15 protein-coding genes are annotated in these 15,474 nt (G+C 48.3%); 12 read left to right on the top strand and 3 right to left on the bottom strand.

All coding sequences use genetic code 11. The features are described 5' to 3' along the window. Window positions 1-9 precede the first annotated feature (9 nt). The 6 genes from wecB (at window position 10) to MHH93_RS21775 (ending at window position 5,353) form a co-directional block, all read left to right on the top strand. Entirely contained in the window at window positions 10-1,101 is a 1,092-nt protein-coding gene (gene wecB / locus MHH93_RS21800; RefSeq protein WP_500055726.1) for a non-hydrolyzing UDP-N-acetylglucosamine 2-epimerase, read from the top strand. Beyond that, the gene (locus tag MHH93_RS21795) at window positions 1,094-2,080 is read left to right on the top strand and encodes a polysaccharide biosynthesis protein (protein ID WP_017692517.1); all 987 of its coding nucleotides are present in this window, start codon (window positions 1,094-1,096) and stop codon (window positions 2,078-2,080) included. Before wecB ends, MHH93_RS21795 begins: the two co-directional genes overlap by 8 nt. Next, entirely contained in the window at window positions 2,077-2,904 is an 828-nt protein-coding gene (locus tag MHH93_RS21790; protein WP_500055725.1) for a dTDP-4-dehydrorhamnose reductase family protein, read from the top strand. Before MHH93_RS21795 ends, MHH93_RS21790 begins: the two co-directional genes overlap by 4 nt. Beyond that, the gene (locus MHH93_RS21785) at window positions 2,886-3,827 is read left to right on the top strand and encodes an NAD-dependent epimerase/dehydratase family protein (protein ID WP_500055724.1); all 942 of its coding nucleotides are present in this window, start codon (window positions 2,886-2,888) and stop codon (window positions 3,825-3,827) included. Before MHH93_RS21790 ends, MHH93_RS21785 begins: the two co-directional genes overlap by 19 nt. Continuing rightward, entirely contained in the window at window positions 3,824-4,540 is a 717-nt protein-coding gene (locus MHH93_RS21780; protein WP_440391565.1) for a glycosyltransferase, read from the top strand. Before MHH93_RS21785 ends, MHH93_RS21780 begins: the two co-directional genes overlap by 4 nt. Before the next feature lie 96 nt (window positions 4,541-4,636). After that, on the top strand, window positions 4,637-5,353 hold the full coding sequence (locus MHH93_RS21775; RefSeq protein WP_500055723.1) for a glycosyltransferase: 717 nt from the start codon (window positions 4,637-4,639) through the stop codon (window positions 5,351-5,353). A gap of 326 nt (window positions 5,354-5,679) precedes the next feature. Here MHH93_RS21775 and MHH93_RS21770 read toward each other — a convergent pair whose 3' ends face one another. Next, a complete protein-coding gene (locus MHH93_RS21770; RefSeq protein ID WP_167483784.1) occupies window positions 5,680-5,850 on the bottom strand; it encodes a hypothetical protein in 171 nt (56 codons plus the stop codon). Continuing rightward, window positions 5,847-7,085, bottom strand: coding sequence for a glycosyltransferase family 4 protein (locus MHH93_RS21765; RefSeq protein ID WP_500055722.1), 1,239 nt, complete (start codon window positions 7,083-7,085; stop codon window positions 5,847-5,849). Before MHH93_RS21765 ends, MHH93_RS21770 begins: the two co-directional genes overlap by 4 nt. A 185-nt stretch (window positions 7,086-7,270) precedes the next feature. Between MHH93_RS21765 and MHH93_RS21760 the strand changes: the two genes are divergently transcribed. Then, window positions 7,271-7,630, top strand: a complete 360-nt coding sequence (locus tag MHH93_RS21760) for a hypothetical protein (protein WP_500055721.1) — start codon at window positions 7,271-7,273, stop codon at window positions 7,628-7,630. 262 nt (window positions 7,631-7,892) lie between these two features. Then, window positions 7,893-9,377: a DHA2 family efflux MFS transporter permease subunit gene (locus tag MHH93_RS21755; RefSeq protein WP_500055720.1), complete on the top strand. Its 1,485-nt coding sequence runs from the start codon at window positions 7,893-7,895 to the stop codon at window positions 9,375-9,377. 67 nt (window positions 9,378-9,444) lie between these two features. Here the strand turns inward: MHH93_RS21755 and MHH93_RS21750 are convergent, their stop codons facing one another. Continuing rightward, window positions 9,445-10,518: a glycosyltransferase family 4 protein gene (locus MHH93_RS21750; protein ID WP_500055719.1), complete on the bottom strand. Its 1,074-nt coding sequence runs from the start codon at window positions 10,516-10,518 to the stop codon at window positions 9,445-9,447. Window positions 10,519-10,990: 472 nt separating this feature from the next. Here MHH93_RS21750 and MHH93_RS21745 point away from each other — a divergent pair, with 472 nt between their 5' ends. The 4 genes from MHH93_RS21745 to MHH93_RS21730 are packed head-to-tail and all read left to right on the top strand — an operon-like array spanning window position 10,991 to window position 15,282. Continuing rightward, entirely contained in the window at window positions 10,991-12,154 is a 1,164-nt protein-coding gene (locus MHH93_RS21745; RefSeq protein WP_500055718.1) for an ABC transporter ATP-binding protein, read from the top strand. Then, window positions 12,151-12,867: an ABC transporter permease subunit gene (locus MHH93_RS21740; protein WP_500055717.1), complete on the top strand. Its 717-nt coding sequence runs from the start codon at window positions 12,151-12,153 to the stop codon at window positions 12,865-12,867. The genes MHH93_RS21745 and MHH93_RS21740 overlap by 4 nt, the downstream gene beginning before the upstream one ends. A gap of 4 nt (window positions 12,868-12,871) precedes the next feature. Beyond that, window positions 12,872-14,266, top strand: coding sequence for a GldG family protein (locus MHH93_RS21735; RefSeq protein ID WP_500055716.1), 1,395 nt, complete (start codon window positions 12,872-12,874; stop codon window positions 14,264-14,266). Next, complete coding sequence (locus MHH93_RS21730; RefSeq protein WP_500055715.1) at window positions 14,263-15,282, top strand: DUF4340 domain-containing protein; 1,020 nt, start codon at window positions 14,263-14,265, stop codon at window positions 15,280-15,282. Before MHH93_RS21735 ends, MHH93_RS21730 begins: the two co-directional genes overlap by 4 nt. Window positions 15,283-15,474 lie beyond the last annotated feature (192 nt).

Below are 15,474 nucleotides of genomic sequence, written 5' to 3'. Positions count from 1 at the left end.
GGGATTACGATGAAGATCATGACGGTGCTGGGTACGAGACCTGAGATCATTCGTCTCAGCCTGATCATTTCCAAGCTGGACCAGTACGCGTCCAAACATATTCTGGTACACACGGGACAGAACTTCACGGAAAGTCTCAGTGGTCTCTTTTTCAAGGAAATGGGCCTGCGCGCACCGGATTACGTTCTTCAGGATGAAGCGGCCTCTCTGGGACGACAGCTGTCCTCGATGTTTACGCAGATGGAAGATCTGATATTGCAGGAGAAGCCCGATAAATTACTGCTGCTTGGTGATACCAATAGTGCCTTATGTGCAATATTGGCTGAGCGCATGGGTGTTCCTGTTATTCATATGGAAGCAGGCAATCGCTGCTTCGACCTGGATGTGCCTGAGGAGAAGAATCGCAAGGTTATTGATGCCATCTCCACCGTGAATATGCCTTACACGGAACAGAGCAAGAAACATTTGATCAGCGAAGGTGTACCAAGCAGGCGCATCGTGCTCACGGGCAATCCCATCTATGAAGTAATGCAGCACTACGACGCACAGGTAAGTTCGAGCAAAATACTCAAAAAGCTCAAGTTGAAGTCCGGGCAATACTTTTTGGTTACTGCCCATCGAGCCGAGAATGTGGACCATGCTCCTCATTTGCTGGAGATTATGAAAGGGCTGAACCAAGTCGCAGAAGAACACGGGCTGCGTGTGATCTGCAGCATTCATCCGCGTACGGCGATTCGGATTGCGGAGCATCTGCAACTGGAGATGAATCCGTTGGTAGAGTTTCACGAGCCGTTCGGATTCTTTGACTTTGTGATGCTCGAACGTCATGCACGCTGTGCGCTAACGGACAGTGGTACTGTGCAGGAGGAGTGTTGCATTATGGGCGTGCCAACCGTAACGATGCGTCGAACAACCGAGCGGCCGGAAACGGTGGATTGCGGCAGCAATGTGGTCTCCGGTCTCGATGCCGCGCGCATTGCTGATTGCGTGAAAGTCATGACCCAGATGTCTGCCGATTGGGATTGCCCGCAAGGTTACAAAGCAACAGATGTATCCAGTAAAGTGGTTAAATTTCTGCTTGGAGGGAAAATGCATGTTTGAAAATAAGCGTATACTCGTGACTGGTGGTACGGGATCATGGGGTTATGAACTTGTGGCTCAACTGCTGCCCCAGCAACCCAAAGAAATTATTGTATATTCCCGGAACGAGTCCAGCCAAGTGGCCATGAGTCGTGAATTTGAAGACCCACGTCTTCATTTCCGGATTGGAGATATTCGTGACAAGGATGCCTTGACGGCGGCTTGTCAGCATGTGGACTATGTATTTCATCTGGCAGCGCTCAAGCATGTACCGGTGTGTGAAGACCAGCCTTACGAAGCGCTCAAAACCAATGTAATTGGTACACAGAACGTGATTGAGGCTGCGATTGAGAACAAGGTCGAAAAAGTAATCTATATCTCGACTGACAAGGCTGCTAATCCGTCCAACTTCTACGGCATGACCAAAGCGATCGGCGAGAAATTAATTGTATATGCTAACTTGTTACACAGTGACACGAAGTTTGTTACGGTACGGGGCGGGAATGTCCTGGGAACGAACGGCAGTGTGGTACATCTGTTCAAGAATCAGATCCGCCAGAAAGGGCAGGTCTCCATCACGGATATGAGTATGACTCGGTTCTTTCTCACGCTGAAGGATGCAATTACCCTGCTGTTCAAAGCTTCGGTGGAGAGTGTGGGCGGGGAGATCTTTGTCATGACGATGCCAACTTGCAAAATCGTTGATCTCGCGGAAGTGCTGATTGAGGATTCCGGTGTGGAGAATGTAAGCATTGTGGAACGGGGCATTCGTCCAGGTGAGAAAATCCATGAAATTTTGATGAGTGAATTCGAGAGTATGACCACCGTTGTCTACGATGAGCAGTACCTGGTTATTCTTCCTACCCTGGGTATACCGGGTCTGCGTGAACATTATACCAATTGTCCCCCAGTCTCCTTTAACAGTTTCAGTTCTGAACACCAACTCATGACCAAAGAGGAGATTCGTGAAATTCTGAAGCGCGGAGGATTCTTGTCATGAAACTGCTGATACTTGGTGGAAACGGAATGGCCGGCCATATGTTGGTCGACTATTTCCGCCGTCAAGGTGTGCACAGCGTCTTCTACACATCCCGGGATGTAAAGGACCCCAATGGTCTGCTCCTGGATGTGAACGACAGCTTCATGGTTGATCGACTGGTAGAAGCGGTGCACCCGGATGTCATTATTAATGCTGTAGGTGTGTTGAACAGCTTCGCAGATGAGGACAAAATCACCGCATACCATATTAATGGTTTCCTGCCGCATCGTCTGCGGCGGGTTGCGGATGGGATTGGTGCACGTCTGATTCATATCAGCACAGACTGTGTGTTCAGCGGGGACCGGGGAGCATACCGGGAAGATGATGTTACGGACGGAACTTCTGCTTACGCCATCACCAAAGCACTTGGGGAAGTGCAGGATGAAGGCCATCTGACGATCCGTACGTCCATCATTGGACCTGAGATCCGGCAAGGCGGCATTGGTTTGATGCAATGGTTTATGTCCAGTACAGGTGAGGTCGGCGGGTATACCCGCGTATTCTGGAATGGTGTGACCACGCTTGAGCTGGCCAAATGGGTCGACCATTACCTGACTTCATCCGTTAGTGGTCTCATCCATCTGGCTCATCCGGCACCTGTCAGCAAGCACGATCTGCTTGTGTTGTTCAAGCAGACCTGGGATAAGCAGGATGTGACGATTGTGCGTGATGACAGTCTAGTGCAGGACCGTACGCTGGTGTCCACTCGCGAGGATGTGAAGACAGACCTGCCGGATTATTCTACAATGCTGAAGGAGTTGGCATTATGGATGGAGCAGAGCTGACAGGCAAGAAAGTGCTGATTACAGGCGCCTCCGGATTTACCGGGCGACATGCCGTATCTTATTTTCGGGAAGTTGGTGCAGTAGTTGCAGCGGTCGTCCGGAGACCGGATGTGCATTCGTTTGGTAAAGATACGGAGGTTCATGTCTGTGATCTGAACGATAAACAGCAAGTGCGTCATCTGATTGGCGAGGTGCAGCCCGATTATGTGCTGCATCTCGCTGGTAAAAATTCAGTGCCTGATTCATGGGCTGATCCGCTACTGGTCCTGGAGACCAATGTAATGGCCGTGCTGTATTTGCTGGATGCGCTTCGCAGTTGCCCGGCAGCACGAACCGTTATTGTAGGATCCAGATTAAAATATACGCCTGAACCTGGCCGGGTACCCCAGCCTCCGCATCCATACAGCCTCAGCAAAGCGCTGGAGGAGATGGTGTCCTTGTCGTGGATGTCACTCTTCGGACAACAGATCATGCTGGCTGAACCGGGCAATCTGATTGGTGCAGGTCCTTCCACAGGCATCTGTTCACTGCTTGCGCGTCATGTTGTTGCCTGTGAGCAGGGTGGGAAAACCGAGGCTTTCCGTCTGTCCGGACGGGACAATACCCGTGATTTTCTCGATGTGCGGGATGCGGTCAGAGCGTATGCGACCCTCCTGGTACAGGGCACCAGTGGTACGGTATACCCGGTGGTGTCTGGAGTCGAGCGCAGTCTTGGTGAGATTGCAGATCTGCTGTTGTCCATGACAGAAGCGGAAGTCCCTGTTCGGTGGGATGGAGCATCTTCTGGTCCGGACGGCTCGGGAAAACAGGAGGAGTTATCACTTCTGCGCAAGCTTGGCTGGCAGCCGATGATTCCAATAGCCACATCGCTTCAAGATATCTTAAGTGATGTTCGTGCCCAGCAAGGGAGGACGACAAGTTGAATCCGAGAGTGTCCATTGTCATTCCATTCTATAACTGCCCGTATGTGCCTCAAGCGATTCAGAGTGCCCTGAACCAGACGTATCCTGATGTGGAGATCATTGTTGTGAATGACGGTTCCATCCGTCATGCCGAGTTGCTTCAACCCTATCTTCCTTACATTAATGTACTTGGCAAAAGCAATGGTGGAACGGCTTCGGCACTTAATCACGGCATCCGGCATGCCTCCGGTGATTATGTAGCTTGGCTCAGTTCAGATGATTTTCTGTACCCGGATAAAATCCGTTATCAGCTTGAGTTTATGCAGCGAGAGAATGTACTCGTCTCGTACACGAATTTTCACTATATCAACGAGCATTCGGCTGTTACCCAAATGCATGGTGGACCTGAACCGATGTCGGATCTGGACTTACTGCGACGGTTTGTTAACGGCAATCCGGTCAATGGCTGCACAGTCATGATTCGCAAGGATCTCTTTAGCGGAGTGGGGCTGTTCGATGAGCTTCTGCCTTACACGCACGATCTGGATCTCTGGCTGCGTATTCTTCTGAACGGTCATCGTTTTCCATACCTGAATGAGCCACTTACTGCGTATCGTTGGCATGGGGGGATGGGTTCACTTCGTCATGCGGATGTTATCGGCAGAGAAGCATCCATGGTGTGGTCCAGATATCGCGAACCGTTGTTGCAGCGAATCGCAGCGCTTGGCGGGTAGCGTAGGGAGGGCAGTTATGAAGGTCACCAGGTGGCTGATTAACGCCCTCTTTGCGCAGCATTTTACCTAAGGCAATAAGAGGAGGGGGAGGTCCGAATGGAGCCGAAAGTATCGATCGTCATTCCTTTTTATAATTGTGCGTATATCGAGCAGGCTGTTCACAGCGCCGTTCACCAGACGTATCCGCATATTGAAGTGATCGTGGTGGATGATGGTTCAACCGAGCACGTGGAGCGGCTAGAGCCATTCATGGAGCAGATCCATTATATTCGCAAAGATAACGGTGGAACCGCGACTGCATTAAATGAGGGTATCAAGCATGCAACAGGGGATTACTTCGTTTGGCTCAGTTCAGATGATGTGATGCTGCTGGATCGGGTGGAGAAACAACTGAAGTTTATGCGAGAGGTTAAGGCTTCATTCTGTCATGGTGCCTACCATTATGTGAATGAGAAGAGTGAATGGTTGGATACGGTGCAGCCGGAAGTCGGCAGTCGTCTGGAGATGTTGCAAGTACTGCTGGAAGGCTGTCCGATCAACGGCTGTACGGTCATGTTAGAGATGGATGCATTTGAACGGTTTGGCTTGTTCGATACCGATTTTCGCTATACCCATGACTATGAGATGTGGATGAGATTGTTTCCGATGTATGAGCTGTTCTATTACAATGAACCTCTGATGTGCTACCGATTGCATGAGTCGATGGGTACCAAACGCCATTTCAAGGCACTGGTTGCCGAGATGGAAAAAGTTCAGGAGAAGCATAGACCTATTTTACTCAATTTACTTCAGGTTGGCGGGTACTGGAAGTAAATGTTTTTGGTGAAAATGGCTGATTGGAATAGATGTTAATGGACAGAAGAGCACCCTGATGAAGCGCGATTAATGTGCTATAAGTGGGGGAGCTCTTTTTTTGTTCCATGGACGATCCGTGGACAGAAAGGTAGAAGGGTTGCCGAAGTCTCTGTGATTCGTTACATGTCAGAACTGTGCAAAAAGGAACATTTAGCGTGTTCTGGTTTCGTTAGAGTACAACACAGTAAAAGCAAATAAGGGGTGTTCTTTGTCATTCATATGACAATAGGACACCCCTTTGCTATTCCGGCATGTTGTACCTATACGGCATATCATTGGACAACTCAATCTTTGGAATTCATGATCGCCATCGATGCAGGATCGGGAAATACATAGCCTTTAGGCAGCTTCTTCATCAATTCATTCATTACTGCGTAATCTACGTCGATGTGAGGTGTGGAGACAGGCGTCGAGAACCAGCGATTGTATAGATCACTCGGTACAAGTAACGTCATGTCGGTTGTCCTCCTCTGTATATGGCTTCTTGGTAGACTTGAAATGTACGAAATCCCATCACTTCCAGTGAACGGTGTTGTTCAGCCCAGGCTTTTGCCGCAGCTCCCACTGTTCTCCGGGTAACATCATCCTCCAATAGTGCATCGAGCAGTTCGCGGAGCGAGTCAACATCCTGCGGAGGAACAACCCAACCTGTACGTCCAGGTTCAACCATCTCAGGCATGCCGGCTGTACCACTGACGATAACAGGCACACCCGCCAGTTGCGCTTCGGTAACGGAGAACGGCTGTGTATCCTGCAGGCTGGGCTGGACATAGATGTCTGCATGGCGCAGGAAGGAAGGAATATTGTCCAGCTTGCCCCAGAACACAACATCGGATCCAATTCCGGAACGCATAGTCTGTGCGCGCAATTCATCGAGTAGATTACCTTCTCCAGCGATCCAGCACACCCAGTCAGAACGTTTACTTTTCAGACTGGCTAGCGCCTTGATTAACACATGAATGCCCTTGATATATTCAAGTCTTCCGGTAAAAGCAATGACTTTTTTGCCCGCAGGTGGTCGCTGGCGGAACTTCACAGCTGCCGCGGCACGGTAGGCTGGCAGATCTACAGCATAGGGGATCTGTCTGAACTTTGATTCAGGAACTGCAAGTTCTGTAAGCGTACTCTTGATCCAGTGGCTTGACACGAGAATGAGCTCAGATTGTGCTGCACTTCGCTCCTCCAATGAGAGAAAATAACGTCCACGTTTGGATTGCATATAGGCTGGGAGCGTAAGCTGCGGGTTGGAATTTTGAGCATCGTAAAAGGCTTCACGTGCAAGAGCGCCATGATAACTTGTAACGAGGGGAACATGACGGTTCAAGATGCGTTTTATCGCTATGGCAGCTACCGGATCTTGTGCATGAATAACGTCATAGTGGTTCACTCCCAGATAAGCGGCGCCCATCTCGAAGGCATATCTATTCAGTTCATAATAAGCAATAAGAGGATCGGCCGTAAATTGTGGCAGATCAGTCGGATTGAGTTTGGCTTGCAGCATGGGCCACACCGTATCCTTGGAGAAAGCGCGGTTCAGGTTACGAACATATACTTCGTTCTTGGCACCATTGGTGCCCATGATATCAACCTCTGCACCAAGTGCGATCAGCCTGTCAGCCAGTTGTTTAACATATGTCCATATGCCACCCATATGTGTAAGCTCCCAATACGTAACGAGCAGAACTCTCATAGCTACCTCCTTGTCACGGCCTGCACCGACCGAGCTTCTATGCTTTTATTCTATGAAAAAAGAGGGCCGGAAGGTCGGGCATTTCCGAGCAATTGATCGAAAATGGGTGAATGCAAATGGCAATGGACGAGAGGAAGCATATCCTATGTATAGAGAGGCTCATGGTGCCGAAGGAGGGATCTGTAATGGCGGCATATTTACTCCATATTCATGAAAATTTCTTGCAGACGCCTGTTCCCATCAAGTACATGGACGTGGAGCTGGCCTATGTGGGGGGCGAGGAAGGGGCCGATGTTTTTGTTGGCGGAGCCGGTATGCACGGAGAATTGTACCGACATCTTGTTCATATAAGATCAAATACGAGGGAAGCGGGCGGTAATCAGGTCATTCATAATCTGGATGTATCTTCCGAGCCTTATGAGCTGAGGATTATCAGCAACAGCTCTTCACCGAATCATCTGGTTATTCGATTGTACTGCAGGAGTATTCACGGTCAGACATTGGGCATACTGTCAGAATGTCAGATGATGAAACTTGCAGATTGATATGGATATCATTGCATAGTCATGATTAACAAACGTGTGGAGCAGGGAAGGTGCCTGTTCCATTTTTTTGTGGTGCATCCATAGTAGAATTGTCTAAAAAAATAGCTTGACAGCAAAGGTATTTTCATTAGAATTAGATCAGTATTAAACGAAAGTTTAAAACGACGATTTAAAACGATAGTTTGAAATTGGTCGTCAATATAGGCCGAGTGAGACGCATGGATAAATTTGTGATCTCCTGCCGGAAAAGAGTGTGGAGAACGTGAAAGAACAAACAGCAGTACCCCAGGAGGCGGCAGAGTTTTCAATTAAAACGATCATACTGCCACTTCTGGCTATTATCGTCGGAATGATTATGGTTATTCTGGACAGCACGGTTGTGAATGTAGCCATTCCGAATCTCGTTCAATATTTCGAGACGGATCTGAAGACCATCCAATGGACGGTTACGGGTTACACCCTCGCGTTGTCTGCGGTTATTCCACTGGCAGGCTGGTTAACGGACCGGTTCGGAGCCAAAAGAGTATTTCTGTTTACGATTGCCATGTTTACCTTGGGTTCTGTATTATGCTCGATTGCCCAATCACCTGAGCAATTAATTATTTACCGTGTCATTCAGGGCCTTGGGGGAGGCATGGTTGCTCCTATTGGTATGGCAATGGTCTTTCGTCTGGCTCCTCCTGAACGAAGAGGTTCGATCATGGGTATGCTCGGAATTCCGATGTTGCTTGCTCCTGCACTCGGACCAGTATTGTCCGGTTGGTTTATTGAATCACTGAGCTGGCACTGGATCTTCCTGATTAACTTGCCTATTGGTATTGCAGCTTTCATTCTATGTATCAAATTTTTGCCTGATACAGATCGTGGACGCACACCTGCACTGGATCTGCTCGGTATGATTCTGGCGCCAATTGCGTTCTCCATGCTCGCTTACGGTGTGAGCGAGGGTGGAACGAGCTGGACATCTACAACAACACTTACTGGTGTCATTGTGGGTGGTGTGGCGCTCATTTTATTCATTATTGTGGAACTTCGTCATCAAAATCCATTGCTCGAACTCCGGGTATTCAAATCATCTGATTTCTCACGGGGGATTATTCTTGCATGGGTGTCACAAGTGGCGCTGTTCGGTGCGATGATTCTTATTCCGCTTTATTTGCAGCAGATCAAAGGGTACACTGCATTGGAGACAGGATTGATTCTGCTTCCACAGGCTCTGGCATCCGGAGTAGGTATGCCACTCGGCGGCCGATTGTTTGATAGAATCGGTGCGAGACCTCTGGCCTTCGTGGGTCTGGGCATTATCTCGGGCGCTTTGTTTATTCTGTCCTCCATCACGGCAGAGACAGGCCTTGGTCTGATCATCACGGCTTTGATTATGATGGGTCTGGGTATGGGCCTGTCCATGATGCCACTCAATACGCATGTATTGAATGCTGCACCGCGTAAGCTGGTTGGACGGGTGACACCGCTCACGGCTGCTGCACAGCAAGTGGTCGTGTCCTTTGCGGTTGCAGGGCTTACAGGCTTCCTTACTTCAAGAATCGCAGACAATACAATGAGTACAGAGCCGACCGCTATCGTTCATGGTTTGGTGGCTGGTTTCAATGATACGTTCTTCCTGGCCGCTTGTATTGCATTGTTCGGATGTTTGCTCAGTCTGATCCTGCGCAAACCAAAACCGATGCCGGAAGAAGAACTTCAAAATGGCGACAAACCTGATCCCGCGATGATGATGGGACACTAAGAATTTATACAACAAACCATACTAAGGCAGTTCAGAGAAAGTTGCTGAACTGCCTTTTTTGTTATGCTCAATGAAAGATTCGTAGTGCTGTCATCATTTCACGGAAGGAATGGGCATATCGATCGGGTGAGAAAGACAAGCTCATATGCTGCCTGCCCTGAATGCGGATATATTCCCGCAGTTTCTTGTTTTTCATGAGCTCCCTTGCTTCGGCTACAGCCGCCTTTACATCTCCAATTGGATAAAACTTTCCGGTCTGATTATGTGTGATAAATGAGCGTACACCATCCGAATCCGTGCTGAGCACCGGACAGCCACAGCTAATGGCTTCAGCAACGGCGTAGCCGAACCCTTCTAGCAGGGAAGTAGATAACATGATTCCTCCTGAAGCCGCGACCATTGAATAGTATGCAGGCATCTGAGAATGAGGGACATTGATAAAGATGCCAATTCGGTCCTCAAGCCCATATTCTGCCAGCGTGTGCCGGAACATGACTTCATCTTCTGGATTAGCTAAAGATGGATCGTGAAATAACCATAGTCTCGCCTTCGGATTTTTTTTGATGATTTCACTCGATATGATTAAATATTCCCGCCAGTTTTTGTTGTGTTCAAGTCGTCCTACCCAAGCCAGCACCGGATAGGGGGGCGTATCCACCAACATCGGGGCGAAGGTGTCCGTATCGAGCATATTAGGAATGACGAACCGATGAAGCCAAGGACAGATATGAATGAACATATCCAGCAGGTGGTCTGTTGGAGGTATGACGGCAGCATCGCAATGGGCTTGAAGGTAAGGTACACCCATCTGTATTGTTTCCAGAGCCTGATCGCGTGTCCCGAGTCCCTGCGCTTCATAAATAATTCTTCCTGTATAACCAAGCGCTCTCAAGCGGCCGGGCATAGCGATGTCTGAAGTGGCGATGATGGCATCATAATGATGAGTATGAATCAAATGGTGGATATCCTCGTCACTGGACGCGGTGAAAATGGGCGTATCACTGTTGTTCTGCAAACCTGAGCCTGTGTTGAGATATAATAGGTGCGCTTCAATGCCATGGCGTTTCAGAACAGCGGTGCGCAGGCGATTTAACGTATCCACGCCACCGCTTGGAATATAAAACGTGAATAATACTTTCACACGATTCACCCTCTGACTTTTGGTCAGGAGCACATTCTCCTGTACTCTATGTTACGTTGGCTTGAAGTGCAGGGTGTGGGTGTTAACCAGATTGTTCACATTTTGGACAAATATTTTTAAGCTTGCTTTTAAGTGACATTAAGCTGAGGCTAGGATAGCCCAAGTAAGATACAAGGAACTTCCCGTGCCCATCATCTATTACATAAGTTCAACATAACATTTACACGATAACGGAGAGGGCAGAAATAACTTGAAGAAGCGAAGCGTTCGCCTGAAAGCTTTCTGAAAAGAAAGCTACATCGGAAGCATACGCTATCCCCGGATTTTTCCTTCTGAGAAGGAATCAAAAAAATCTGGGGATAACAGTGATCGGAAGGTTATTCTGTCATCGGAGTGCAAGTGTAATATTTTCAGTTGAATTTATATAACGAACGATGCTGCACGGGTATTTTAACGGGAAAGGATGAATGATGTGCTCGAAGTGAAACAGGTCAGCAAAGTCTACGATGGGCAACGCGGCGTACATCAACTGGATTTCACCATGGAACGTGGTGAGATTGTTGGCTTTCTCGGGCCCAATGGTGCCGGAAAAACAACAACGATGCGTATGATTACGGGCTATGTGCATCCAACGGCGGGTTCCATCTTGGTGGATGGAGTATCGGTGCATGAACAGGGCCAGCGTGTTCGTTCCAAAATTGGGTATCTGCCTGAAACGCCGCCACTCTATCCCGATATGACGGTGCATTCCTATCTTAAATTCGTAGCAAATTTGCGAGATGTTCCGGCACGTGAAGTTAAGCTGCGGGTCAGTGAGATGGTTAGCAGATTGGGACTTCAGGGTCGGGAAAGGCAAATGGTACGTGGGTTATCCAAAGGATACAAGCAACGCCTCGGGCTGGCAGGAGCCATTATTCACAAGCCGGATCTGCTGGTGCTGGATGAGCCAACCTCGGGCCTTGATCCAAATCAGATTATCGAGATCCGAGATTTAATCCGAGAACTGGGGGAGAACCATACGGTGCTGCTCAGTACGCATATTTTACCTGAAGTGAGCACACTCTGTAATCGAATGTTGATTATTAATCAGGGACAGCTCGTGCTGGATGGTTCACCTCAGCATTTCGGATCAGCAATGGGGGATCAGTTCAAGGTGTCGATTGAAGTGAAGGCCACTGCGGAGCAATTACATAATGTGCTGACACAATGGGAGAAGGTGCGGAGTGAAGTTATTCAAGCGTCGGATGCGAATACCAGCAAAGATACTTCACTTACTTCTGATTCAGCGGAAACGGTTAAGATGCTGCTTACCGGAGACAACTCGGAAGATTTCCGGGAGGAGCTATTCTACCTTTTGTCCGGTGCAGGATTACCGATCCTGGAGATGAAGAAGGAGAATCTCAGTCTGGAACAGATTTTCCTGAAGCTGACCACAACCGAGACAACAACAGATACAGAAGCGGATTCGGCAGATGTGGTTAAGGTTGCTGACGTAGAGATGGATCAGGAAGACGTATCTTCGGACAACGACTTGTCGAGTATATCGGGAACATCATCGAGTCCAACAACGAGCCCATTAACGAATACTTCCACGGATAGTTCGACCCATTCTCGCAAAGGGGAGGACTCCAAATGAGACGAATGATGGCGATATGTAACAAAGAGCTGCAAGCTTACTTTCTGTCTCCGACGTCCTATTTTGCTTTTGCCGTATATGTACTGATGACCAGCTTGCTGTTCTACTCCAGTTTCGTATATTACCAGCCGAGTATTGTGGATTATCGACTTGTTCTGGGGGATACGTTATCCATGCTGTTGTTTGTCGTGCCTTTGTTAACGATGCGGCTGGTTGCGGAGGAATTCAGACAAGGAACGGATGAACTGCTGCTGACTTCTCCGGCGCGTGTAACAGAAATTATTTTTGGCAAATACCTCGCTTCTCTGGCCATTCTGGTCGTGCTCATCCTGTGCAGTCTGGTGTACCCTTTCATCATGTCGTTCTATGGAACGTTGGATATGACGACGGTATGGATGTCTGCGCTGGGTTTATTCTTCCTGGGCGGAAGCATGATGGCGATAGGACTGTTCGCTTCCACGTTATCCCAGCATCAGATGGTGTCTGCGGTGGCGGGTTTTATTATCTTGCTCGTTTTGTGGATGCTTGATTCATTCGCAGGTAATACAGGATCTGCTTTACAGCAGTGGCTGGACCCGTTTGCTCTGACCAACCGGTTTGACAGCTTCATGAAAGGGGTGCTTAGCGGACCGGATATATTGTACTATGTCACACTTTCAGGTGTGTTTCTGCTGTTAAGCATTCAAATTGTCGAACGGAAGCGGTGGAGGTGAGAAGATGAAAAAATGGTTAAGTCATACCAACAGTACCGTGCTGTCTGTAGCGGTGATTGGCATCTTTATTTTGCTAACACTGTTCCTGAATTCACTTGGCGGCTTCCAGCTCGATCTGACCTCGAACAAACAATACACGTTGTCTGACCAGTCCCTTACTGCGATCAAAGACGTGAAGGATGACGTCAACATTCTGGTGTTAACCGTCGAAAATGCCAACAACACCGTGCTGAACCGTGAGGTCACGGATATGGTGGAAGAATACACGAAACGTAACAGCAAGCTGAAGCTAAAACAATATAATCTGACGCAGGAACCTGCGCTTGCATCCAAATACGGTATAACTGGCAGCTCTATTGTTCTTGAGCAGGGAGATCAACATAAAGTGATTGATATCGCCAGTTTGTTCACTGCGACAGGTGACGGAAGTGACGGATCATATCAATTCACAGGTGAGGAAAAGCTAACACAAGCGCTCATGAATATGTCATCCACCGAGATGCATAAAATGGTCTTTTTGACCGGGCATGAAGAGCTGAGTCTTGAACAGATGACTACGCTGCAATCTTCATTGGAACAAAATAATGTGCAGACAGAAGAATTGCAGCTAAATCAGGCCGGGAAGGTTCCCGAAGATGCAGATGTGCTTGCCATTATAGGTCCACAACGTGATCTCAGTGATGCAGAAATGAAGGCCATTCGCACATATCTGAGTAATGGAGGCAAGCTGTTATTATCCCTCGGATTCGTAGAAGATATGAAATCCAGTTGGAAAAACATCGATGCCCTCATGGCTGACTATGGCGTCGTTGATGAGCATGCAGTCATGGTGGATAATCAGCAAGCCAGTACGATGGGGCCACTCTGGGTGGTGCCGGAGTATGGCACACATGCAATTACGGACAAACTTGCTGCAAGCCAATTGTACCCGATGTTGTCTCTGTCGATTGCGTTGACCAGCAAAGAACAGGATAAATATACCCTTTCCCCATTAATTCATTCTTCGAATGATAGTTACGGAGAGACGAATATCGGCGGTTTATTGCAAAATGAAACAACCAATGACGCCGAGGAGGACATTCAGGGACCTGTGGAACTTGGATATGCAGCCGATACCACAGATGGTAAACCGAAGGCGGTTATTCTGGGCTCGTCCATTTTCATGCAGGATTCGGAAATAGCGAATGGCGGGAACAGGGACTTTATTTTGAATACGGTGAATTATTTAAGTGAGAAAGAAAATGGATTGACGATTCGCCCACGGGTACAAGCCGGCTATGTGACGGCATACCTGAACGGCGAACAGGCCAGAACAATTTTCTTCGTGGCAATTGTAGCGTTCCCGCTCATCTTTGTAATCATCGGTGTACTCTTATGGTGGAGGCGCAGACGAGTATGAGAAAATGGTTCCCAACGATTCTGGTGGTCATCATTCTAATTGTGGGCTGGGTGTACGCAGCCAATCAAAATTATTTTCGTGAAGAAGAAGCCGTGCAAGCCAAGTTGCTCGGTATTCAAACCGGGGATATTCAATCCATCACAATACATGACTCAACCGCAGTAACATCTGGTGCAGCAGCATCTTCAACTTTGACGCTTGAAAATGGCGTATGGCAGATGGTTGAGCCGAAAGCCTATCCTCTGAACGGTTATAGTGTCAGCAGTTGGTTAGATGCTCTGAGTGGTGCGAACCAGGAACTGATGGTGGAAGAAGCACCGACAGATCTGGATAAGTACGGATTAGGAACAAATGCGACACGTATGGATATCAAACTTAAAGATAATCGGGAAATCAAACTGGCGATTGGTGGCCAGCTTCCAGCAGATGACGCACGATATGTGCGCGTAGATGAGGGTCCCGTGGTTGCCTTACAGACAGAGGCGATTACCAACATAGCCTTGTCTCGTCGTGAACTGTTGGATACTACACCTTTCAACATGGATGAGACAAATGTTGGGTCTCTGGAGTGGGAAGGTGAAGCCGCTACCTGGATGTTGACATCGACATCGGAGAACGGTGCTGCGGAGCAGTCCTGGACACTGAATGGAAAAACGATTGAAGCCACAGACGCCGTATCTCTTATCGGTAAAATCAAAAATCTGTCGACAGCAGATGATGTACGCAAAGCATCCGAGCTGAAGAATTCGGTTCCCCGATTCACCCTGTCTGTGGAACAGACGGTCAATGGGCAACAAGTTCGAGATGTGTATCGGGGACTTACAATGCCATCCGAACCGGATCAGATCTGGGTCATTACGCCGGATGGCCAATGGGCATATGCCATGGATGCGACGAGTTTGAAGGAAGCTGAGAAATTCCCGGATACGATTAAAGCTTCAACAACTTCTTCGGAAGAGTCATCGGGTTTGAGTTCAGCCAATGAGTCGACGACTCCCTCATCAAACGGGGAATAAAAAAAGTGTAAGATCGATGAGTATAACTAACTTGAAACGGATTCAAGTTGAATGAAGTTACAATGTAAACAGTGCTGCGAACAAGCAGCACTGTTTTTTGATTTTTATAAGTGAAACTCTCAGACCAAAACACGAAATTTCTAAAAACGACAGGGTAAGGTACCATATCCTTTCAGCATATCGGCACGTTCA

The organism is Priestia sp. FSL H7-0729 (assembly GCF_038005685.1).
In the GTDB taxonomy this organism is placed as follows: domain Bacteria; phylum Bacillota; class Bacilli; order Paenibacillales; family Paenibacillaceae; genus Paenibacillus.
The sequence above is the reverse complement of the archived record's forward strand: the minus strand, read 5'-3'. Positions and strand labels throughout refer to the sequence as shown.